At 54.6% G+C, this 21,047-nt stretch carries 20 protein-coding genes and 1 riboswitch; of the genes, 5 read left to right on the forward strand and 15 right to left on the reverse strand.

The window, feature by feature from the left end; all coding sequences use genetic code 11:
- Positions 1-13: 13 nt before the first annotated feature.
- Positions 14-625, reverse strand: coding sequence for an NUDIX hydrolase (locus tag KNP64_RS03730; RefSeq protein ID WP_034777626.1), 612 nt, complete (start codon positions 623-625; stop codon positions 14-16).
- A 166-nt stretch (positions 626-791) separates the two neighbouring features.
- On the opposite strand from KNP64_RS03730, the gene KNP64_RS03735 reads away from it, so the two are divergent.
- Positions 792-1,298, forward strand: coding sequence for a DinB family protein (locus KNP64_RS03735; protein WP_214711373.1), 507 nt, complete (start codon positions 792-794; stop codon positions 1,296-1,298).
- 60 nt (positions 1,299-1,358) lie between these two features.
- Here the strand turns inward: KNP64_RS03735 and parC are convergent, their stop codons facing one another.
- The 3 genes from parC to KNP64_RS03750 form a co-directional block, all read right to left on the reverse strand.
- On the reverse strand, positions 1,359-3,764 hold the full coding sequence (gene parC / locus KNP64_RS03740) for a DNA topoisomerase IV subunit A (protein WP_214711372.1): 2,406 nt from the start codon (positions 3,762-3,764) through the stop codon (positions 1,359-1,361).
- Between the two features lie 2 nt (positions 3,765-3,766).
- Positions 3,767-5,734 (reverse strand): DNA topoisomerase IV subunit B, encoded by a 1,968-nt coding sequence (gene parE, locus KNP64_RS03745; protein ID WP_214792057.1) that lies wholly within the window; start codon positions 5,732-5,734, stop codon positions 3,767-3,769.
- Positions 5,735-5,863: 129 nt separating this feature from the next.
- Positions 5,864-6,268, reverse strand: coding sequence for a CoA-binding protein (locus KNP64_RS03750; protein ID WP_021067467.1), 405 nt, complete (start codon positions 6,266-6,268; stop codon positions 5,864-5,866).
- A 352-nt stretch (positions 6,269-6,620) separates the two neighbouring features.
- On the opposite strand from KNP64_RS03750, the gene KNP64_RS14960 reads away from it, so the two are divergent.
- On the forward strand, positions 6,621-7,676 hold the full coding sequence (locus tag KNP64_RS14960; RefSeq protein ID WP_214792055.1) for a GGDEF domain-containing protein: 1,056 nt from the start codon (positions 6,621-6,623) through the stop codon (positions 7,674-7,676).
- A gap of 15 nt (positions 7,677-7,691) precedes the next feature.
- A complete protein-coding gene (locus tag KNP64_RS03760) occupies positions 7,692-8,702 on the forward strand; it encodes a tyrosine-type recombinase/integrase (RefSeq protein ID WP_214792053.1) in 1,011 nt (336 codons plus the stop codon).
- Positions 8,703-8,765: 63 nt separating this feature from the next.
- Here the strand turns inward: KNP64_RS03760 and KNP64_RS03765 are convergent, their stop codons facing one another.
- From KNP64_RS03765 to KNP64_RS03775, 3 genes are all read right to left on the reverse strand, one after another.
- Complete coding sequence (locus tag KNP64_RS03765; RefSeq protein ID WP_214792051.1) at positions 8,766-9,902, reverse strand: hypothetical protein; 1,137 nt, start codon at positions 9,900-9,902, stop codon at positions 8,766-8,768.
- Positions 9,899-11,110, reverse strand: a complete 1,212-nt coding sequence (locus KNP64_RS03770; protein WP_214792049.1) for a hypothetical protein — start codon at positions 11,108-11,110, stop codon at positions 9,899-9,901. The genes KNP64_RS03765 and KNP64_RS03770 overlap by 4 nt, the downstream gene beginning before the upstream one ends.
- A 69-nt stretch (positions 11,111-11,179) precedes the next feature.
- Entirely contained in the window at positions 11,180-12,352 is a 1,173-nt protein-coding gene (locus KNP64_RS03775; protein ID WP_214792047.1) for a MalY/PatB family protein, read from the reverse strand.
- A 116-nt stretch (positions 12,353-12,468) separates the two neighbouring features.
- Between KNP64_RS03775 and KNP64_RS03780 the strand changes: the two genes are divergently transcribed.
- Positions 12,469-13,125, forward strand: coding sequence for a M48 family metallopeptidase (locus tag KNP64_RS03780; RefSeq protein WP_214763145.1), 657 nt, complete (start codon positions 12,469-12,471; stop codon positions 13,123-13,125).
- Positions 13,126-13,162: 37 nt separating this feature from the next.
- On the opposite strand, the gene KNP64_RS03785 is transcribed toward KNP64_RS03780, so the two are convergent.
- From KNP64_RS03785 to KNP64_RS03805, 5 genes are all read right to left on the reverse strand, one after another.
- Positions 13,163-13,897, reverse strand: coding sequence for a methyl-accepting chemotaxis protein (locus KNP64_RS03785; RefSeq protein ID WP_371815279.1), 735 nt, complete (start codon positions 13,895-13,897; stop codon positions 13,163-13,165).
- Between the two features lie 378 nt (positions 13,898-14,275).
- Positions 14,276-14,680: a hypothetical protein gene (locus tag KNP64_RS03790; protein WP_138859411.1), complete on the reverse strand. Its 405-nt coding sequence runs from the start codon at positions 14,678-14,680 to the stop codon at positions 14,276-14,278.
- Positions 14,681-14,714: 34 nt separating this feature from the next.
- The gene (locus KNP64_RS03795; RefSeq protein ID WP_214792045.1) at positions 14,715-15,971 is read right to left on the reverse strand and encodes a hypothetical protein; all 1,257 of its coding nucleotides are present in this window, start codon (positions 15,969-15,971) and stop codon (positions 14,715-14,717) included.
- A gap of 11 nt (positions 15,972-15,982) precedes the next feature.
- Positions 15,983-17,275: a hypothetical protein gene (locus KNP64_RS03800; RefSeq protein ID WP_214763147.1), complete on the reverse strand. Its 1,293-nt coding sequence runs from the start codon at positions 17,273-17,275 to the stop codon at positions 15,983-15,985.
- Positions 17,276-17,380: 105 nt separating this feature from the next.
- Positions 17,381-17,764, reverse strand: a complete 384-nt coding sequence (locus KNP64_RS03805; RefSeq protein WP_214751943.1) for a DUF302 domain-containing protein — start codon at positions 17,762-17,764, stop codon at positions 17,381-17,383.
- A gap of 162 nt (positions 17,765-17,926) precedes the next feature.
- Here KNP64_RS03805 and KNP64_RS03810 point away from each other — a divergent pair, with 162 nt between their 5' ends.
- Positions 17,927-18,322 carry a Spx/MgsR family RNA polymerase-binding regulatory protein gene (locus tag KNP64_RS03810; protein WP_214711362.1) on the forward strand — a complete coding sequence of 132 codons (396 nt, stop codon included), beginning with the start codon at positions 17,927-17,929 and terminating at the stop codon, positions 18,320-18,322.
- 27 nt (positions 18,323-18,349) lie between these two features.
- Here the strand turns inward: KNP64_RS03810 and KNP64_RS03815 are convergent, their stop codons facing one another.
- Genes KNP64_RS03815 through KNP64_RS03825 form a run of 3 tightly spaced genes read right to left on the reverse strand, consistent with a single transcriptional unit; the run spans position 18,350 to position 20,849 of the window.
- The gene (locus tag KNP64_RS03815; protein ID WP_071397545.1) at positions 18,350-19,012 is read right to left on the reverse strand and encodes a methionine ABC transporter permease; all 663 of its coding nucleotides are present in this window, start codon (positions 19,010-19,012) and stop codon (positions 18,350-18,352) included.
- Positions 18,984-20,018, reverse strand: coding sequence for a methionine ABC transporter ATP-binding protein (locus tag KNP64_RS03820; RefSeq protein ID WP_214792043.1), 1,035 nt, complete (start codon positions 20,016-20,018; stop codon positions 18,984-18,986). The genes KNP64_RS03815 and KNP64_RS03820 overlap by 29 nt, the downstream gene beginning before the upstream one ends.
- A 9-nt stretch (positions 20,019-20,027) precedes the next feature.
- Positions 20,028-20,849, reverse strand: a complete 822-nt coding sequence (locus tag KNP64_RS03825; protein ID WP_214792041.1) for a MetQ/NlpA family ABC transporter substrate-binding protein — start codon at positions 20,847-20,849, stop codon at positions 20,028-20,030.
- Between the two features lie 72 nt (positions 20,850-20,921).
- Positions 20,922-21,026: riboswitch (SAM riboswitch) on the reverse strand.
- Positions 21,027-21,047: the final 21 nt, after the last annotated feature.

Here is a 21,047-nt window from a genome sequence, read left to right on the forward strand (position 1 = left end):
GAATCCCCTCCCCTTAATCGAATAACGTGGTCCAATCTTCTTGCCAACGGGCCTCAAAACACATATAGAGCTGCTCTCGCGTGTTCCGCGCAAGTGACAAAGGTGGTAAGGCGTCTCGTGTAAAGAACGCAACCTCGCTCGTCTCATGACTAATTTGCGCCTCTCCACCAATCAACTCGCATTCGATAAACAGTTTATAGTAATGCTGCGACAACGGCGGATGGTCGTGATGATGCATATCGAACAAGGCAAGCAGCCGAATCGGTGCGACGTCGAAACCGGCCTCTTCCTCGATCTCTTTGATGATGTTCTCTGCCGGGGACAGTCCGATCTCACAAAAGCCACCCGGAAGCGTCCAAAGTCCGTCTGACCTTTCCTTGACGAGTAACACTGCGTCATCCTTGAAGACGACGCCTCGGACGTCGAGCTTCGGTGTCGGATAACCATCGACGTGGGTCAATTCGGTGATTTCATGCAAAGCAAGATTAGATTGTTGCTCGAACATCTCGGTCGCGATTCGTTGGAGTTCGAGGTAACGTTCTCGATCGAACTCGTCTTTCGTAAACGTCAAGCCAGCCTGTGACAGCGCCTGTAGCCGCTTGGCCCAATCGAGCCACTGTGACATACGTATCCCCCCATGATTTGTCCTCCTGTCCCATTCGCCAAAAGGGATCGTTGTTCCTTTTAGAAATACCCGCTCCTAAGAGAAACTAATGTGACATGGAGTTGAAAAAATCAGCTGATGCCCCCGTGTTATACTGGATAGAGAATCAAATCGAAGGAGGTTGGACATGCCGATTTCACTGTTATCCCAGTTCAAAGCAGACTTGGACGGCTATACCGAGCGGCAGCTCCGTTATCAGGCAGCAGCAGACGTCTGGTCAATCGGACAGATGTACGACCATATCATCGTGGTGGCCGAGGAATATGCGGACGAGATTGACCGGTGTCTCGCTTCCACTGAAGAACAACCGCTCGGGAAGACCGAGTTCGGTGAACGATTGTTCCGGATGGGTGGTTTCCCACCGGTCAAAATCCGCTTACCTGATGAGATGAACCAACCCCCGAACAACACGGACAAGCGCGAGACGCTCGAAGGACGAATCGACGAGTTATCTGCACGCTTGAACCGCCTTGAACCGCTCGCCCGCGCGGCAAACCCTGACGTCAAAGCCCGACATGGCGGTTTCGGTTGGCTGAACGCCCAGGAATGGTACGACCTCATCGAGATGCATAGCCGTCATCATTTGCGCCAACAGGCCGATTTGGAGCGCTATCTGATAAAGGCGGAGCTTTGAATCCATAAGAAAAACCCTGTAGCAAAGACAACCGTCTCTGGTACAGGGTTTTGTTCGATCTCAATCGAGGTACACGTCCTCAATCTCACCGAACGTCTCTTCATCAAACACGAATGAGCCGTTGGCGTAGCGGTCCAAGAGCGTCAATTGCTTCGTCTTGACCGTCTTCGCTTTCTCTTTCCCAATGATGTGGAGCGTTTCATCGTCATGCACCGGGAGCACACGACGAATCTGGTGCGGTTTCGATTTGACTTCGCGGATGAGCATCGTCCCGCGCAAGTTGCGGTTCGTGCAGTCGAACTGATCCTCGAGCTTCATCTTCTTGACCGCTCCACGTTGCGTCACGAGGACGAACAGCGGCGGTGTGAAGAAGGCAAAGGCATCGGCGACCACATCGCCATCTTTCAAGTTCATCGCTTTGACGCCGGCGGCACGTTGGCCGACGACCGGAACGTCGTCTTCTTTGAACCAGAGGCCATAGCCGCGCTCAGAGACGAGGAACAGTTGTCCTGGACCGTCACTGATGCCCGCGAAGACGACCTCGTCGTCACCTTTTAACTTGAGCGCCATGAGCGCTTTCGACTTGCGTTGGGCGTCATAGTCACGGAGCGGCGTCCGTTTGACCATGCCTTCACGCGTGACGAACAGGCAATGCGCGTCGGTCTCGAACGTCGAGACGACATCGGCCGAGACGACTTGTTCGCCTTCGATCGGCACAAGGTTGGCGACATGCTGACCGGCGTCTTTCCATTTCGACTCTGGAATCTGATGGACCGGGATGAGCAAGTAACTGCCTTTGTTCGTCCAGACGAGCAAGTGGTCCGTCGTCATCGCCTGGGTGACGAGGACGGGACGGTCTTTCTGCTTCATCTCCGGCATCTCGTCGCTCGAGGCGCCATATGAGCGCATCGATGAACGTTTGACGTAACCGTCGCGGCTGACGAACACCATCGTCTCTTCGACGGCGATCATGACCTCTGTCTTCAGTTTCAACTCTTCGACCTCGGACTCGATGACCGAGCGCCGTGCGTCGCCGAACTCGTCACGGAGTGCGGTCAACTCTTTCGAGATGAGCTTCCGTTTCGTCGCGTCGACGTTCAAGATGTTGGCGAGGCGAGCAATCTCTTTTTGGAGCGCCTTCGCCTCTTTTTGGAGCTCGACGATATCCGTGTTCGTCAACCGATACAGTTGGAGCATGACGACCGCTTCGGCTTGACGGTCCGTGAACGAGAACCGCTCCATGAGCTTCTGTTTCGCCTCGGACTTGTCTTTGGCCGAACGGATGAGTTCGAGCGTCTCGTCTAGGACCGAGATGGCCTGTTCGAGCGCGTCGACGATTTCGGCGCGTTTCTTCGCCTGATCGAGTTCGAACGTCGTGCGACGGGTGACGACCTCTTCGACGTGCTTCAAGTACGCGTCGATGATCGACAAGAGTCCCATCTGTTTCGGTGTCCGGTTGACGATGGCGACCATGTTGTAGTTGTAGGCGAGCTGCAGATCGGTATGCTTCAAGAAGAAATGGAGCACACCTTCCGCATCGGCTTCCTTCTTCAACTCGATGACGACGCGGACGCCGGTCCGGTCGGTCTCGTCACGGACTTCGGCGACACCTTCAACTTTGCGGTCGAGACGGAGCTCTTCCATCTTCTTGACGAGGTTCGCCTTGTTCACCTCATACGGGAGCTCGGTGATTGTGATCTGTTCACGGCCGCCCTTAAGTGGCTCGATGACCGATTTGGCACGGATGATGACCTTGCCTTTGCCGGTCTCGAACGCCTTCAAGATGCCGTCTTTGCCCATGACGATCCCGCCAGACGGGAAGTCAGGTCCTTGCATATAACGGAATGCGTCATTCGTCGTCTCGACCTCACCTTTCAAGCGGGCGATGGCGAGGTTGAGCACCTCGGTCAAGTTATGCGGCGGAATCTCGGTCGCATAACCGGCAGAGATCCCCGTCGTCCCGTTCATGAGCAGGTTCGGGAGGAGTGACGGCAAAACGAGCGGCTCTTCGGTCGAATCGTCAAAGTTCGGCGTATAGTCGACCGTGTTCTTCGAGATCGACGTCAGCATGACGCCGGCAATCTTCGACAGACGGGCCTCGGTATATCGCATCGCGGCGGCCGAGTCGCCGTCCATCGAGCCGTTGTTCCCGTGCATGTCGATGAGCGGGTAACGCAACTTCCAGTCCTGCGATAGGCGTACCATCGCCTCATAGACGGAACTGTCACCGTGCGGGTGATAGTTACCGATGACGTTCCCGACCGTCTTCGCCGATTTGCGGTACGGTTTCTCGTTCGTGTTGCCTTCATGGTGCATCGCATACAGGATGCGGCGCTGAACGGGTTTGAGGCCGTCGCGTGCGTCCGGGAGGGCCCGGTCCTGGATGATATATTTCGAGTAACGCCCGAAGCGGTCACCAACGACCTGTTCGAGCGACAAGTTTAAAATGTGTTGAATCGTCGACATCGTTACATCACTTCCTCAATCGCTTTAGTCACGTGTTCATTGGCGATGATCGAATCATCTTCCTGGAGGCCGAAGGCGACGTTCTCCTCGATCCACTCCCGGCGATGGACGACATTGTCCCCCATGAGCACCGAGACACGCTTGTCGGCGACGGCAGCATCGTCGACCGTGACACGGATGAGCGTCCGTGTGTCGGGGTTCATCGTCGTCTCCCATAGCTGGTCGGCGTTCATCTCACCGAGACCTTTGTAGCGCTGGAGGATATAGCCCTTCTTATACACTTTGACGAGCTTCTCGAGCGCCTCTTCGTCCCAAGCGTACTCGAACTGTTCCGACTTGCCTTTCCCTTTCGAAATCCGATAGAGCGGCGGCAAGGCGACGAACACTTTGCCAGCCTCGACGAGAGGGCGCATATAACGGAAGAAGAACGTCAACAGGAGCACTTGGATGTGGGCCCCGTCCGTATCGGCATCGGTCATGATGATGATTTTGTCGAAATTGCAGTCCTCAAGGTCGAAGTCGTGGCCGACCCCGGCCCCGATCGCGTGGATGATCGTATTGATTTCCTCATTCTTCATGATGTCCTGAAGTTTCGACTTCTCCGAGTTGATGACCTTCCCGCGCAGCGGCAGGATGGCCTGGAACGTCCGGTCACGGCCCTGTTTAGCCGAACCGCCGGCCGAGTCACCCTCGACGAGGAACAGTTCGTTCTTGGCGGCGTTCTTCGACGTCGCCGGCGTCAGTTTTCCGTTCAAGATGCTCGAACGTTTCTTCTTCTTGCCGTTGCGCGCCTCTTCCCGGGCTTTCCGGGCGGCTTCGCGGGCCTGGGCGGCGCGGATCGCCTTCTTGATGAGCATCGTCGCCATCTGCGGGTTCTCCTCGAGGAAAATCGTCAGTTGTTTGGCCATGACACCATCAGCGCTCGTACGTGCCTCGGGCGAACCGAGTTTCGATTTCGTCTGTCCCTCGAACTGGAGGAACTCTTCCGGGATCCGTACCGAGACGATGAGCGTCAAGCCTTCGCGGACATCACCGCCGTCGAGGTTCTTGTCTTTTTCTTTCAACAATCCGTTCTTACGGGCGTATTCATTCACGATGCGGGTCATCGCCGTCTTGGCGCCGACCTCGTGCGTGCCGCCGTCACGAGTCCGGACGTTGTTGACGAACGAGAGGACGTTCTCAGAATAGGCGTCCGTGAACTGGAAGGCGAGCTCTAGCTCGATATCGTTCTCCGTCCCTTCGAAGTAGACGATCGGATGAAGCGTCGCCTTGTCGTCGTTCAAATATTGGACGAACTCGGCAATCCCTTCCTCGTAATGGAACGTCTCTTCTTTATCCGAACGCTCGTCCGTCAACGTGATCGTCAATCCTTTTAACAGGAATGCCGATTCACGGAGCCGTTCAGCGAGCGTGTCGTAGTTATATGTCGTCGTCGAGAAGATCGAGGCGTCCGGTTTGAAGTAGACGCTCGTCCCCGTCTGACGCGTCTTTCCGGTCTCGAGGAGCGTCGTCTGCGGAATCCCGCCGTCGGCAAACGTCTGCTCGAACACTTTGCCGTCGCGATAAATCGTGACGAGGACCTTGCTCGAGAGTGCGTTCACGACCGAGGCGCCGACCCCGTGGAGTCCACCTGACGTCTTGTAGCCACCTTGGCCGAACTTACCGCCGGCGTGGAGGACCGTGAAGATGACCTCTGGCGTTGGTTTCCCGGAGGCGTGCATCCCGGTCGGCATACCACGCCCGTGGTCGCGTACCGTGATCGCGTCATCTTTATGGATGGTCACGTCGATTTGGCCACCGAATCCGGCGAGCGCCTCATCGATCGCGTTATCGACGATCTCATAGACGAGATGGTGCAAGCCGCGATGGTCGGTCGAACCGATATACATCCCCGGACGTTTCCGGACAGCAGTCAGTCCTTCGAGCACCTGGATGGCGTCTTCATTGTAATTAAATAAGTCTGTTGACATCTTCGTCACCTCAATTTCGAACACACGTTCGTTTTTCTATCCTATTGTATAGCTGTTTTTAGATTCTGGCAAGCCTCCCTCCGCGAGCGGGGCTCGTGAAAAAAAGGAGACCTACCAAGGAGGTAGGTCTTAACCGAGAAGGCGGGCGTGCTCGACATAGATGCATCGATTTTCGATGTAGTCGAGTCCGGCATCGCGAGCGATCCGCTCGGCGTCCGGGCTGGTGAGCCCGAGCTGGTTGAAGACGAGACCGACATCCCCATGTCGGACGGCATCTTCGGCCACGCCGGCCAAATACTCATTGCGTCGGAAGACGTCGACGATATCGACGCGCCCCGGGATGCTCTCGACCGTCGGATAGACTTTGCGTCCGTTCCACGTCTCGAGCGTTGGATTGACAGGGATGACTGTGTAACCTTGCAAGATCAAATAGTCTGCGATTTGGTTCGCGGTCTTGTTCGGGTTCGCTGACACGCCGACGACAGCAATCGTCTTCGCCTCGGTGAGCCATTGTTTCAAACGTTGATCGTCCATCCTGAAATCCCCCTTTTGTTTACGTTCTCAGTGTACCTTTACCTGAATCACCGTTTCAAGCTTTATTTTCTTTTATCATACAACTGTAACTCTTTCAAATTTTTAAAACAAATCAATTGGTTCACCATAACTTATTATGTAAACCGGATTATATGACGTTATTTCTCCGGATCACAGGTCGATGTGTGTCTCGGATGAAAATGAAGTGTGAGCGAACGTTGCGTGAAATATCTATTTCACGCAACTATACGTGCGATTTAAAGGCGTTTGTGCGTGTCAATTTTAATCGATTGTTGGATAGGCATGGGCAAATGAGGATGGGTTCGGTATACTGAAAAAAGGAGGTGTTCGCGTGGGAACAGCTTATGAGGAACGTCGCGGTACACTATATAATTACCGCATCACTTTTTATGGGAACGTGTTCGCTTGGCTCATCCATGTCGTGTTCTTGATCACGTTTTGGCGACTTGACGTAACCGTCCTTGCCTGGTCGAACGTACTCAGCGTTCTCTATTACACATTGTCTTTTTATTTTGTACATAAACGATATTATCGGACGTTCTTCATCGGTCTCTTCGTCGAAGTCGTCTACAACGCCATCATCTCGACAATCGTCCTCGGCTGGGGCGCGAACGTCCACTACTTTATCCTCACGGTCGCCTATGGCGTGTTCTTCATGCCGAACGTGAGCCGGGCCATCCGAATCGCCTCGACGATGCTCGCCATGGGAATCTATGGCTATTTATATGTGAACGTGACGGACGGGACATCGCCGCTCGGCCCGACTTTCGAGCAAGTCATCGGGGTAACATGTTTACTCGCGACCATCGCCTTGATCGCCGGGCTGTCATTCATCTTCGAAGGGGCGGTCGTCGAGGTGACGTCCGAACTCGAACAGACGAACGAACGGCTACATACCCTCGCCTCGCGGGACGGTCTGACCGGTCTCTATAATCGTACGACCGGATACCGTTTAATCGAAGAGGCGATCCGTGAAGCGGTCTTGTCGGGACGCCCGTATGCGGTCGTCTTGGCCGACATCGACCATTTCAAGTCGTTCAATGAACGGCATGGTCACGACTGCGGCGACCTCGTGCTCAAACAAGTCGCCTCTGCGCTCACGCGGACCGACGGCATTGCCGTCCGTTGGGGCGGCGAGGAGTTCCTCTTGTTCTTGACGAACCAGTCAGAGGATGAGGCGGCGCAAGCAATCGACCACCTGAGACAGCAAATCAAATCTCTCGAGACGATTTATGAGGGACGACGGCTCAGCGTGACAATGACATTCGGTGTCACGACACACCGTGGGTTCAAGCCTGTCGACACGCTCGTCAAAGAGGCGGACGACCGGCTCCGGGCCGGGAAACAGGCCGGGAAAGACCGCATCGTCACGTCAATCCATCATTAAGCGAGGAGCGATTTTTTGAGTATATTCCGCCAGCTCGGCCAATCACCGACGAAAGTCGACGCGAGACGTTTCAACTTGAATGGCTATGAGCGCATGCCGGGCTTCATCCAACGGTTCTTGAACCACTTGGCCGCCAAACACTACTCGGAGCAGACCGCGCAGCGCTATCTGTATGATTTTTTGGATTTCTTCCGCTGGGTCGAGACCGCGAGTGCATCCGAGGTCGACCCGTCATCGGTCGAAATCGAATCGTTCGTCGAGTTCGACCATGCCGGGGCCGAGGCGTACGCGACGTACCTCGCCCTCGAGCTCGACAACGCACCGAGCGTGATCAACCGCAAACTGTCATCGATGCAGTCGTTGTTCAACCATCTGATCGAGACGGGCATCACGGCGCACAACCCGTTCCAGGCCGTCGAGCGACCGAAGCGCGCCAAGCGCAACCCGGTCTATTTGACCGAACAGGAATGGCTCGACTTCTCGACGCTCGTCCGCAGCAACGTCGGCATGTCCGACCGCGAAGCGAGCTGGTACGAACGCAATCGGGACCGGGACTTCCTGATGATCCAACTGCTCGGGTTGACCGGGATGCGTGTCTCTGAACTTGTCGGCCTTGATTGGAACGACATCGACCGAGAAAACGGGACAATCCGTGTCATCGGGAAAGGGAACAAGGAACGCGTCATCCCGATCGCCTCCCCGCTCGAGCCGCTCCTTGACGGATATCGTGGTCAAGGCGCAGGTCCCTTGTTCTGCTCCGAGAAAGGCAAACGAATCTCGGTCCGCACGGTGCAGCATGCGTTGAAAGGGCACATCGACCGCCTGAAGCCATATCTGCCATTTTTGACGCACAAGCAGGTCACGCCGCATAAATTGCGACACACGTTCGCCTCTCGTCTCGCCATGAGCGGGGTCGACGTCTTAACGATCCAACAACTGCTCGGACACGAGTCGGTGGCGACGACGCAAGTATATGCCCATATCGGTGACGAGAAGAAAAAACAAGCGTTAACCGGTTTACGATAACTTATTATGTAAACCAAGCTAAAACACCCGAATCTATCAACAGGATAGGCTCGGGTATTTTTGTCATAACTGTTTTGTCGAGAGGATGACAATCGTCTCATCGAGCACTGTATAGTAGGCGTCCTCGAACGTTTGACGTTCGTTCGTCTCGAGGTTGAAGATGCTCACGCCGCTCCCTCCTTCAGCCGATTCATGGATGAAATAGGTCGAAGCGAGTACGCGCTCGAACGGAGCCGTATCGAGGAAGCGGGCACCGGTCGTCGCGTCAATCAGTTCGGTGTGATCTTCTGATTCCTCGACTTTGATAAAGACCGTCGAACTGACATCATCATAAGTGAAGTCGATCGGTTCATAGGCCCCCCAGTCGACGACCGTGACCTCCCGGAGCACGTCCGGTGCCGCCAACTCATAAATCGTCTCCTCATTCGCTGCATCGACGAACGCAGAGAACCGCAGTTTCGCGTCCCGTTCCCCGAGATATTGGACCGTGTCCCCTTCCCCATGGAGCCGAATCAAGTCCTCGAACGGAATCTCCCCTTTTCGGTCCCGGATAGCCTCGACCGCCTCGTCGAGCGAACAGATGAGGATCGCTTCGGAGTGGTCGATCGCATCGTCTGGCGAGACCCGTCCGTCCTCGAGCGCCTCGTAATAGGCGAACTCGTCCAATCGGGCGTTACATACGATATAAGGAACCCCGTCCAGCTCGGTCGTGAACAGATACAGCTCGCGGAACTTACCGGCATGGCCGACGAGCCGTTCATCACGGATCCGTTCTTGGAACGACGTCTCGGCATCATACAACCATGCCTCGTCCGCATCTCCGAAACTCGTCAAGAACAGGAAATAACGATCGGCGAGTACCCAATAGAGCGTGCTGTTGCCTCGCTTCTCGAATGTCGCGAGCACAACCTCCTCTCCAGAGCGGTAATCGAAGGCGATCAGTTCCGTTCGGACGACCCCGGTCCGGTCCGGCGTCTCGTTCAAGAAATAGACGCGGTCCTTACTGACGAACAGCTTCGAGATCCCGTAGTCTTCATACACACGACGGCCGACCGGAGTGACGGAACCGTCTTCTTCGTCATAGCGGAAGATCGAGAAACTTGTCTCACTCGACTTTTCGCGGTAATAGACGGACGTCTCGGTGACCGCGATCAAGTCCTCATGGCTGATTGACATGGCACGTGCATCAACGATTCTCATAGCGCACCTCTCTCATAAGAAGATTCGACCGGTTCGACGGTGACGATACCGGGTGGTCGTTTCGGGAATGAAATCCGCAGATGTGCGAATTCGATGACAGACTGGCGAGGGTCGGCCTTCTCGATCCAGCGAATTCGTTGCCGGTTCGCCAAGGCATGACCGATTTTTTCTTCGATTTGGAACTGCGAGATGCCGCGATAGGCGACTTCCTGGATATATGTCGTCTCGTCGGCTTCGAACTGTTGCCAAATGCCCATGACGAGCTGCCCGAGTGCCGAGACGCGCTGTTCCGGTAATCGGACCGTCCGTAACGTCTGTTCGACTTCTTTCAAACAATCGAGAGGATCGTCAGCCACCGCGAACAATCGCTTCGCCGAGTTGTTCATGACCCGATAACGTCGTTTCCCGCTCTCCAGCCGGAGTACTTGCGCGTATGGCTCGACCGGTACCCCGTGAAAGAACGTGTCCACTCCACCCCAAGAAAATCCGAAGGCTGGATCGAACTTTTGGATCGTCTTCATGAAGGCGATCATGAAATCCTCGACCTCTCGACGCTCGAGCCGTAACCATTCGGCGAGCGCGAGCGTGCCTCGGTCTTTCTGAATCCGGTGCACCGGGAAGAACAAGTCACCCTCCGCCAGACGATGCGGTTTGAGTTCGGTCCCGTCGGCGCGATAGTCCGTCGCCGGACGGCCGCTCCGGCCCGCATAGACAATCCATTCGTCTTCGGTGCTCTCAAACGCGTAGGCTTGGTGCGCCCATGGCGGCGTCACGTATAATGCCGGATACTCTTCATACGTCTCTAGGTGCAGGTAAGAGCGGTCGGTCCACAGTTGTGCGAGCAAGCGGACGATTTCTCCGGTCTCCGAGTCCTTCGGTGCGATATAGTTGCCCGTGTTACCGATGTACGTCAAGACATGGAAGTCATAGGCGTGATACAGATGGCGGACGATGCGCTCGAACACGGCGGCGATCATGCGCTCGAACAGCGGATGGTCCTCGTTCCGGTCGACCGAGGTCGCATCGACGGTGCACATGAGCCATCCCATACGCACGTACAGCCGAATCCGGAGCGGATACGAGATCAACGGGGACGAAGATGCATGAATCTCCGTCAGACCAAGGTTGGCCATGTTCTCGACCTGTAACGTGAATCCGCTACGCCTCAGTTGTTCTTCCATCTTCTTTTTCCAATTGATCGTCTCCATCGCATTCACTCGCTTTCTGTTGCCATGTCAGCTTTGTGGCTCATTGTGAAATTTTTCCCGTTTCTTGATTCATACAAACGCTTTTCCACCGGCGTGTTCTGTCAGACGCTTGAGTGCTTCGTCAAGCACTGGTCGTGCCGTCCCGAAATTGAGCCGTTCGAACGTCCTCCCTGACGCACCGAACGGGAGGCCTGGTGACAAGAACAGACGGACTTGCTCGTGCAGCCACTTCTTCCGCGCTTCCGGTTCAAGACCGAGCCCCGCGAAGTCGATCCAGAGGAGATAACTCGCCTCGGGCATGAACGTCTTCAATTGTGGTAGTTCTTCCTGAAGCCGCTCGACGAGGTACGTCGCCTGCTCTTCGAGTTCGGCCGTCAACTGGTCAAGCCAACGCTCGGCGCGCGAATCCGTGTAGGCGGCAATGATGGCCGTGTTCGCGAACGGTGTCGGCAGGACGTGATGTTTGTTCTGGACTTGTATGATTCGTTTACGCATCGCATCATCCGGACAGATGATGTAAGAAGCGAACAGTCCAGCGATATTAAACGCCTTCGACGGCGCACTCACCGTGATGACCGAGTCATCGAGTCGATTGAGGGCAGTGTGCCGTTGTGACGGGTACGTCAAATCAGCATGGATCTCATCAGTGACGAGGATAACGTCATGGCGACGTGCCAGCTCGACGACTTGCTTCAGCTCGGACTCGGTCCATACCCGTCCGACCGGGTTGTGCGGCGAGCAGAGCAAGAACAGCTTCGCCTTGCGCATCTGTGTCTCGAGTGCATCAAAGTCCATCTCGTAGCGACCATCGACTTGACGAAGCGGGGCGTCGAGCAACTCCCGTTTCAACCCGGTGACCAGTTCATGAAATGGCGGATAGACGGGCGACTGGATGACGACCCCGTCCCCTTCCTCCGTCAACGCCTCGACGATATGTGTCAATCCTGGTACGACACCGTTCGAGAACAGGACGTGATCGGCATCGACCTTCAGCTTGTGACGGCGCCCATACCAGGAACTCACGGCAGCCTGCGCGTCTCTCGAGAACAGCGTATACCCGAACTCCCCGGTCGCGGCCCGTGCCGCGAGCGCCTCTGAGATGGACGGTGCCGTGCGGATATCGATGTCAGCGACCCAGAGCGGTAAGACGTCGTCCTTTAGACGGAACCAACGGTCGAGACCGTCCCATTTCACTGAATCCGTTCCCGTCCGATCAAGCGATTGATGTAAGATTGATTTCATGTTCATCCCTCCTATCTCTACTGTAACAAAAAAAGAGCGTGCGAGTCCGCAAAACGGTGGCGGATTCGGGACGCGTCAGCTATAATCGACCGAGATACTTCAAGGAGGTGAATCCGATGACCGTGACCGTCATCCGCCATAAACGCCGGAAACGGGCAGCCTTTTTCGTCACACCGGACGGGATCGAGCTGCGGATTCCGGCAAGGCTCCCGAACCGGGTCGTCGAGGCGATTTTAACAGATCATGCCGAGTGGATTGCGGAACGCATCGCGACATTACCGAAGCGTGACCTCTTGCCCGACGACAGGTTGCTCCTGTACGGGGAAACGTTGCCGCTTGTGAAACGCGATGCTGAGACCGGATTTCGCTTCGATGGGGAAAAATTCTATTGTCCGCTCGCGTGGGGCGAGTCGTCGCTACGGGAAGCGTACGAGGCTTGGCTCCGAGAGCATGCGCTCGCCCACGTCACCGAACGTGCACCCCACTACGAACGATTGCTCGGTGTGAGGGCGAAGCGGATTCGCATCGGTAACCAAAAGACGCGTTGGGGGTCGTGCAGTTCAACTGGGACGATTTCCATCAACGTCCGGCTCATGCTCGCCCCGAAAGAAGTGATGGATTACGTCATCGCCCACGAATGGACCCACCTCGTCCACTTTGACCACTCGAACGCGTTCTGGTCGACGCTCGCTTCGGTCTATCCGGATGTCACCGGCGCGATGGCCTGGTTGAGACAGCATGGCCATACGCTGCAAATCAAAAAAACCAATTGAACGTGTCCCTCGTACAGGGCACGTCCGATTGGTTTTTTTAGATGGCGGACGTGAACCGCTCGGCTGTTCCGTTCAGCGATTCGGCCGACTGTTCGATATGCACGAACCGCTCGAGCGTCTGTTCCATGATGCGCACACTCTCTTGAATATCCGTACTGGAGCGAGAGACACCGTCAACAATCGAGACGAGTTCTTTATTCATCCCGTCCGTGTTCGCGCGCACTTCGATGACGGCACGTTCGACGAGACGTGACAAGTTCCGCACCTCGGTCGCGACGACGTTGAAACCGAGACCATGTTCACCTGCTCGCGCGGCCTCGATGGCGGCGTTGAGCGACAACAGGTTCGTCTGGGCGGCGATCTCTTTGATTGTACTGGCGATCTTCGTGATCTCGGCAGCCTGCTCCTGCAAGTTAGCGAGCGTCTTTAAATTCTGATTTGAGTCCGCGTCGAGGCGTTCGATTGTCCGCTTCAACTGTTGACTCTCCTCCATGCCACGCCGGGCACGGTCGTCAAGGTTTTCTGCCATGTCACGGAACGAGCGCGCATATTCCTCGATCGTCTGTTGCCGACTCGTGATATCGGAGGCGATTTTGACGACGCCGACGACCTCGTCCTGTTCATAGATCGGCATATACGTCGCCTCGAGCCATATCGAATCACCCCGGGCGTCGATTCGCTCGATTTTGTCGGCCGAACTGAAGCCGTCGAACAGCTTGTTCCAAAATGCTTGATAGTCTGGGCTGCTGACGAAATTTGGCGTGCAGAACACAAGTGATGGTGCATCCCGATCATTTCGTCACACTTATATTTCATCACCTTGGCGAATAGGTCGTTCACATCGACGACGCGTCGTTGACGGTCGAATCGGATCATCGCCACGTTGGCCTCGAGGGCACGGAGCACGTCAGGGAATGAGAGGCTAGCGGTCTTTGTCAGTTCCATTCCGATTATTCCTACCTTCTTTTCTCGATTTCCTTTAGTGCTTTATTCCTGGAATGTAGCGGAGTTCTAGTGTACCCTGTGTGAAAAGTCCTGAATAGCGTCGGTTTTTGAAATCGAGTCAATATCTTGAATTTGAAGTGTTTTCCAATTGTTCTCTCTGACGCTGGTCATCAAAAAAAGGCCCATGCCAGGCACGGACCCTTGATTATTCCGATTCCTTGAAAATGGCTTGCAACAACGTGACTTGTGCGGCGTTAAGTTCACCGCGGCTATCCTTTGGATTGATGCCACCCATCATCTGTTCTTCGTACCAAATCCCGAAGTCGAGCGAACGCTCGGGCGCATCGTCCGGCGTATAGACGAACGTCGCTCTCACATCCGGGTCCCGCTCGATTGGAACGGGTTGGTCTTCCCATTCAACCTCATCCGTCGTTCGATCAAGCTGAGTAATCGTCTCAGCGTCGGTAATGGTGCGTATGGGTCCATAGGCACCATCCGTGTTTAACGTCTGATAGTCGATGCGAGACGGATCCAAGTCTTCCTCGCTACTGGCACAACCGCCAAGAAGCAGTCCCATACAGATGACACATCCTGACAACATGCGTTTCAACAGGGCATCCCTCCTCGATTTACGTCCAATCCATTCATTCGAACGCCTGCGGGAACAGCTGTTGGAACGTCTCCGCCCCGGCGCTCGACAGTTTGAACACTTTCCCGGTCTTCACGTCCTTCACATAGACATCGACTTTTTTCGACCGTTGCTGATAACTGACTTCGAACTGTTGACCGAGATTCCCACGCCACAGCGTCAAATACTTATAGTCTTTCGTCTCACCACTCTTCGTCGACGGGCGCGCGGTCTCGATGGCTTCGACCAACTGGTCATAAGCTTTGCCGCTCACGTTTACAGCATCAGGGTAAGGGAGCGGGACTTCCCGGTGATACGGATACTGATGGAGGTAAGCGACCGCTATCTCGTCTTGATCTGCAGAAACGGTCAAGAGAGGGCTCGTTCGATAGCGCATCGACACGGTTTTTGTTACGTTTTGTCCGTCCACGTCAATCGTGACGTCATATAGCGGATAGGCTGTCATCGGTTCCATCGTGCCACCGTTATGGATTCGACGGAAGGTTAAACTGTCAGCCCCGTTGAGCAAATCGGCATCTTGTAAAATGGAGGAGGAATAGCGAGCCTTGTCTCCACCATAAGACTGGAGCAGATGAGGCATGTTAGTGGCCTTATCTCGTCCTAATGCGATAAACACATCGGACGGTCTAAGGTTCGGCAAAAAGTGGAAAGATGGGGTAAAGTAGCCCCCTTCTTCAATCCCAATCTCGACCGTGCCACTAAATCCAGGCGAAATCCTCATAAGTGTGACCGGATACGGTTCGATGTCTTGTTCATTGTCATAGAAGGCGTCCGGCTTATGTAACGCAGCCCGTTCATTTTCGGTCGCGATATAGACGGTCGGAAGAGCAGACATTTCAGTTCCGACCTCGTCTTTCAAGTAGGCAGGTCTTTCTGCAAGCTCGACGGCCCGATACCCTTCCATCCCGTCCATCCGGTCTGATTTACAGAGCGCATAGATTGTATCCCCCTCGACATAGGTCACTTCATTAAAACTATATCCATAATAGTCATCTTTCATAAGCGGGGCCCGGGTCGCATACGCCATTCCAAGCACGGAAAACGTCTCTCCATTCAGTTCGGACAGGGGTTCACCGTCTTCACATTGGTTCAATATGGCTTCGGCATCCACTACAGGCTCCTGACTGTTCATCGTAACCCGCTCGGCCTGCCAATGTTCCTCGATATGACCATAACGGACGACGTCAATATCTTCCGAGCAGCCTGCCGTCAACCACAACAGTGACAATGTCATTAGCGTTCGTTTCTTCATGTTCAAGCCACTCATTTCTTCTTCAAATCCGGGAAATAGGACAAGAACGTCTCGGCCCCTTCGCTCGTCAGTTTGTACGTCTCCTCAGTCACTCGGTCGGTCACGTAAACGTCCAGCTTCTTCGAGCGCTGTTTATATGTCACCTCAAATTCTTGACCTTTAAGCCCGTCGACGATTGTGAGGTACGGATACTCCCCTGCATCGCCCGAGCGGTTGGTCGGCTCAGCGCCGTCGATTGCTTGAATCAGGTCGTCCATCTCGTTCCCAGACGCACGCAACACGGTCGGATACGTCAAAATCGATTCGTTGTTGAACGGTTTCTCGTGTAGGTAAATCAGTGGACCGCTCACAGTCGGCATATACTGCTCGTCCGGATTGTCCTTGAGCGCCTTTTGTTCGGAAGTCGTCAACAGTTCCTTGGCACGATATGTGATGGTCACCATCTCGGTCACCGGCTTTCCTTCACGGGTATAATTGAACTCGTACAGTGGATAGGACTTGTCGGGCAACAGTTCCGATTGGAGCGGCAGGCGTTTGACTGTCAACTCCTCATATAACCGTTCTTCATTCAACGGGTCGACGATTTCATCTATCGGACTCACCGAGAAAAACAGGTCCGCGAGATTCATCAACACATATGGTTTCTGTTCTTCAGGATGATATCCGATTGCGACTTTAATCTCGTCCATATGCGCCATCGTCGGGTCGAACATCACCAACGGAAATTGGACCGGTCGATCTCCAATCGTCAATTCCATCTCGCCGTGGACGGCCGGTGTGAACGTGACGAGGGTATCAAGAAAAGGTTCGACAGCATTGCTCGGATCCATTAATTCATCCGCATCGAGGAATGTTGCTTCGGCGCTCTCACCAGCAGGTTCGATGAACGGGATTCGCTGTATGTGGTTCCCTTTCTCAGTATTGACGAAGTGAGGGAACGCATCGATGACCTCGGCTTGGAAACGTTCCGAGAGCACGTCACGACAAAGCACATAATGCTCATCCCCTTTTATGTAGGTCACCGCTTTATAGGCATACTCTTCGCCGGTGTCTGTCATCGGATGGCGATTCGCAATGACCGTATCGTAAACCGTCAAGTCTCCCTTCAATTCAGTCGTCAATTTCCCGGTACAGGCCTGTAGCGTCTCACCGACCGCCTCAATCTCCTCAGGTTGTTCGAGTGAATACTTACTGACAGTCCAATGTGCGTTGACGTACGACAAGTTGACGACGTCTGGCTTTTCCTCCCTGCATCCGACCAATAACCCGGTGGATAACACAAGTAAACCGACTAACTTTTTCAAAACATCCGCCCCTTACCATCTGTTTGTACCAATTTTACCATTATATGACTTTAGGTGGGAATACGAAAAACCCGTCCACTTTCATGGACGGGATACGTGTATCAATTAGACGGCTTGATCAATCGCACGCGTCAATCGCGTCTCGACGTCACGGGCCACAGTTTGAAGCGATTCATCCTCAATCAGTTCGATCAGTTTCGTCGGCTTCGGCATCCCGACATGGGTCGCCCCGTCCTTTGTGAACACGGCAAGCTTACATGGGAGGAAATACCCGCCTTCTCGGTGCGCCGTGATGACTTTCTTCGCCTCTTTCGGATTGCATACCTCAAGGATACGATAGTCCCCCTCAATTGGCTGGCCTTTCTCTTCAAGCGTCTCACTCAAATTGAAGTCCCAGAGCACCCCGAACTCTTCTTCTTTGAGCGTCGTTTTCAGCTTCTCGACGACCGCTTCGACCGTCTGATCGGTCTTGACCGTATAATCAAACATGTGAATCCCTCCTCGATTGTAGTCTCTCTCGTCATGTACCCGAACTGAGGATCAACAAATCGTGAAAAAAGTATATGTGATTTGAAACATATTCGACGTCCATTACGTATGGATGAGAGAAAATAAAGAAGTCCATACTTACGTAAAGGAGAAGTGGTTGCCGTGACGGTCACCGTATTCACACATACAAGCTGCAGTTCTTCCCGTAAGACGATTGATTGGTTACGCGAACAGAACATCCCATTCATCGAGAAAAAATTGACCGATCAAGGGATGTCGTTCACCGAGTTCAAAGACATGCTCCGCCTCACCGAGAACGGGACGACCGACCTGTTGTCCATCCAAAAGAGCGTGTACAAACAAGCGGCGGACCAACTTGACGAGATGTCGCTCCGTGAGCTGTACAGCTTTGTGGCGTCGCACCCCCAAATCTTGAAGAGTCCGATCGTCGTCGACGACAATCGGATTCAAATCGGGTTCAGCGAGAAAGAGATTCGTACGTTCATCCCGCGCCATGACCGAATCGCCGAATTGAAACGATTGCTCGACAACAAATAAGAGCCCTGCCGAAGCAGAGCTCTTTTCTTATGCCTTCTTGAGTCGGGCCGCCAAGCGGTTACCGAACGATTGAATCGATTGGACGAGCAGGATCAAGACGAAGATGGTCACGTACATGACCTCCGGCTCGAATCGGAGATGCCCGTATTGATAGGCGATATCGCCGAGTCCGCCTGCCCCGACGAGTCCTGCCATCGCGGTCGCCCCGATCAAACCGATCGTCGCAATCGTCAGACCGAGCACGATCGAAGAGCGGGCCTCACGGATCAACACGTACCAGATGATTTTCCGGGTCGAGATGCCCATCGCCTCATACGCCTCGACGACCCCACGGTCGACCTCGAGTAGCGCCGACTCCATGAGTCGGGCGATATACGGTGCCGTGAACACGATGAGCGGCAACAGGACGCCTTGGACGCCAATCGTCGTGCCCATGATGAAGCGGGTGAACGGGAGGATGAAGAATAAGAGAATGATGAACGGGATGGAACGGACGACGTTGATGACACTTGATAACGCCCCGTAGAAATAACGATTGGCGAGCCGGCCGTTCGGTCGCGTCAAGACGAGAAGCGTCCCGAGCGGCAGTCCAATCAACGTCGAGATGACGAGCGCGATGCCGGTCATCGTGAGCGTCTGAATCGTCCCCGTCCAAATCAAGTCACCCCAATTTTCCCAAAACTGAAGCATGGTTCGTCACCTCCTTCACTTTCACACCGCTCGCCTCTAAGAAGCGGACGGCTTGATCGGTCTGGGCCTTATCGCCGTCCAAATGGACGAGCAGATTGCCGACGAGACCGCCTTTTAGCTTTTTGATGCCACCCCCGATGATATTCGGGAGCAAGCCGAACCGTTTCGTCAACTGGGCGAGCACAGCCTGTTCACTCTGATGGCCGATGAACGACAAGTTGACGAGCATCCCGTGCGTGCTCAACTCAACGACGACCTCTTTCGGGACATCGAGGTTCGTCTTCAAGAACTTGCGTGTCGTCGCATGCTGCGGGTCCGAGAACACGTCGAGCACGTCCCCTTTTTCGATGATCCGGCCGGCCTCGATGACCGCGACCCGGTCACAGATGCGCTCGATGACTTCCATCTCGTGCGTGATCAAGAAAATCGTCAGCCCGAGCTCGCGGTTGATGTCGAGCAAGAGGTCGAGGATCGACTCGGTCGTCTCCGGGTCGAGCGCGCTCGTCGCCTCGTCGCTAAGCAGGATGTCCGGCTCGTGCGCGAGGGCCCGGGCGATGGCGACACGTTGCTTCTGTCCGCCCGAGAGTTGCTCGGGATAATGTTTTCGATGGTCCGTCAAGCCGACGATGTCGAGGTATTTGTCGACGCGAGCGCGGATCGTTGCCTTGTCGAGACCTTCAAGCCGGAGCGGGATGGCGACGTTATCTTCGACGGTCGCCGTCTTGAGCAGGTTGTAATGTTGGAAGATCATTCCGATTCGATGGCGGAGTTTTGAGAGCCCACGTTTGTCGAGCTTCGTGATGTCCTGTCCTTCGATCTCGACCTGGCCCGACGTCGGGCGTTCGAGCAGGTTGATCATGCGGATGAGCGTGCTCTTGCCGGCCCCGCTTCGACCGATGATGCCGAAGATTTCGCCTTTCTCGATCGTGAGCGAGACGTCATCGAGTGCGGTGACGGCACCTTTGTTCACCGTGAACGTCTTCGTGATTCCTTTAAGTGCGATCATAGGTCCTCCTTAAAACGCCGGGACGATTGAGCCGTTGAACGTCTCTTCGATGAACGTCCGGACCTCGTCCGAGTGATAGTACGATTTGAGTGTCTCGACGACTTCGTCATCCTTGTTATCGGTGCGGACGACGACGTAGTTCGGATACGGGTTGTCGACCGTGTCTTCGTGGAACAAGGCGTCCTCATTGATCGACAGGCCGGCACCCATCGCGAAGTTCGTGTTGATGGCAGCGAGTGCGACTTCCGGGAGCTGGGTCGGGAGCTGCGACGCCTCGAGTTCGATGAATTCAAGGTTGAGCGGGTTCTCGGCGATATCACGTTTCGTCGCCTTGTCCGTCAATCCTTCCTTCAGCGTGATTAGTCCCGCTGTCTCATACAGACGGAGCGCGCGTAGCTCGTTCGCCGGGTCGTTCGGGACGGCGACCTTGTCACCTTCTTTCAAGTCCTCGATGTCGGTCAATTTCTCTGAGTAGAGACCCATCGGGAAAGCGACGGTCTTGAACACGTCGTCGATTTTATAGCCTTTATCGGACTTTTGCAGTTCTAGGAATGAGAGCGTCTGATAACTGTTCACGTCGAGGCTACCCTCGGCGAGCGCCGTGTTCGGCGTATTATAGTCGTTGAACACTTTGATATCGAGTTCGAGGCCGTCTTCGGCCGCGAGTTCTTTCACTTTCTCGGCGATCTGTTGGTGCGGCCCGCCCGTGACGCCGATCGTGAGCGACTCCGTGCTGAGCGACTCGCTCGCGTCCGATTGTCCGCATGCCGAGAGCGAGATGGCGGCGAGTAGTGACGTTCCTGCAAGTACTGTTTTCTGTTTGATGTTCATTTGTTTTCCTCCTCCAAAATGAAAGCCCGCTACTCATTCAGAGTGGCGGGCACGACAAGTCAAAGTCGGACACGCTCATCTCCCAAACGATATCGTCTGTTGGAATTAGCACCATGATCATTACGATCTGGTTGCCGGGTTTCACAGGGCCAGTCCCTCCACCACTCTTGATAAGCAATCGGTCTATTAAATTGTTAT

Origin of the sequence: Exiguobacterium sp. s64 (assembly GCF_018618035.1) — a bacterium.
Lineage (GTDB): Bacteria > Bacillota > Bacilli > Exiguobacteriales > Exiguobacteriaceae > Exiguobacterium > Exiguobacterium mexicanum_A.

Bases quoted from the DNA above. Each gene is read 5' to 3' on its own strand.
- KNP64_RS03780 (WP_214763145.1), top strand. From the start codon at position 12,469: ATGACCGTGACCGTCATCCGCCATAAACGCCGGAAACGGGCAGCCTTT.
- KNP64_RS03730 (WP_034777626.1), bottom strand. From the start codon at position 625: ATGTCACAGTGGCTCGATTGGGCCAAGCGGCTACAGGCGCTGTCACAG.
- parE (WP_214792057.1), bottom strand. From the start codon at position 5,734: ATGTCAACAGACTTATTTAATTACAATGAAGACGCCATCCAGGTGCTC.
- KNP64_RS03765 (WP_214792051.1), bottom strand. From the start codon at position 9,902: ATGAGAATCGTTGATGCACGTGCCATGTCAATCAGCCATGAGGACTTG.
- KNP64_RS03815 (WP_071397545.1), bottom strand. From the start codon at position 19,012: ATGCTTCAGTTTTGGGAAAATTGGGGTGACTTGATTTGGACGGGGACG.
- KNP64_RS03805 (WP_214751943.1), bottom strand. From the start codon at position 17,764: ATGTTTGATTATACGGTCAAGACCGATCAGACGGTCGAAGCGGTCGTC.
- KNP64_RS03820 (WP_214792043.1), bottom strand. From the start codon at position 20,018: ATGATCGCACTTAAAGGAATCACGAAGACGTTCACGGTGAACAAAGGT.
- KNP64_RS03735 (WP_214711373.1), top strand. From the start codon at position 792: ATGCCGATTTCACTGTTATCCCAGTTCAAAGCAGACTTGGACGGCTAT.
- parC (WP_214711372.1), bottom strand. From the start codon at position 3,764: ATGTCGACGATTCAACACATTTTAAACTTGTCGCTCGAACAGGTCGTT.
- KNP64_RS03825 (WP_214792041.1), bottom strand. From the start codon at position 20,849: ATGAACATCAAACAGAAAACAGTACTTGCAGGAACGTCACTACTCGCC.
- KNP64_RS03750 (WP_021067467.1), bottom strand. From the start codon at position 6,268: ATGGACGATCAACGTTTGAAACAATGGCTCACCGAGGCGAAGACGATT.
- KNP64_RS03770 (WP_214792049.1), bottom strand. From the start codon at position 11,110: ATGGAGACGATCAATTGGAAAAAGAAGATGGAAGAACAACTGAGGCGT.
- KNP64_RS03775 (WP_214792047.1), bottom strand. From the start codon at position 12,352: ATGAAATCAATCTTACATCAATCGCTTGATCGGACGGGAACGGATTCA.
- KNP64_RS03795 (WP_214792045.1), bottom strand. From the start codon at position 15,971: ATGAAGAAACGAACGCTAATGACATTGTCACTGTTGTGGTTGACGGCA.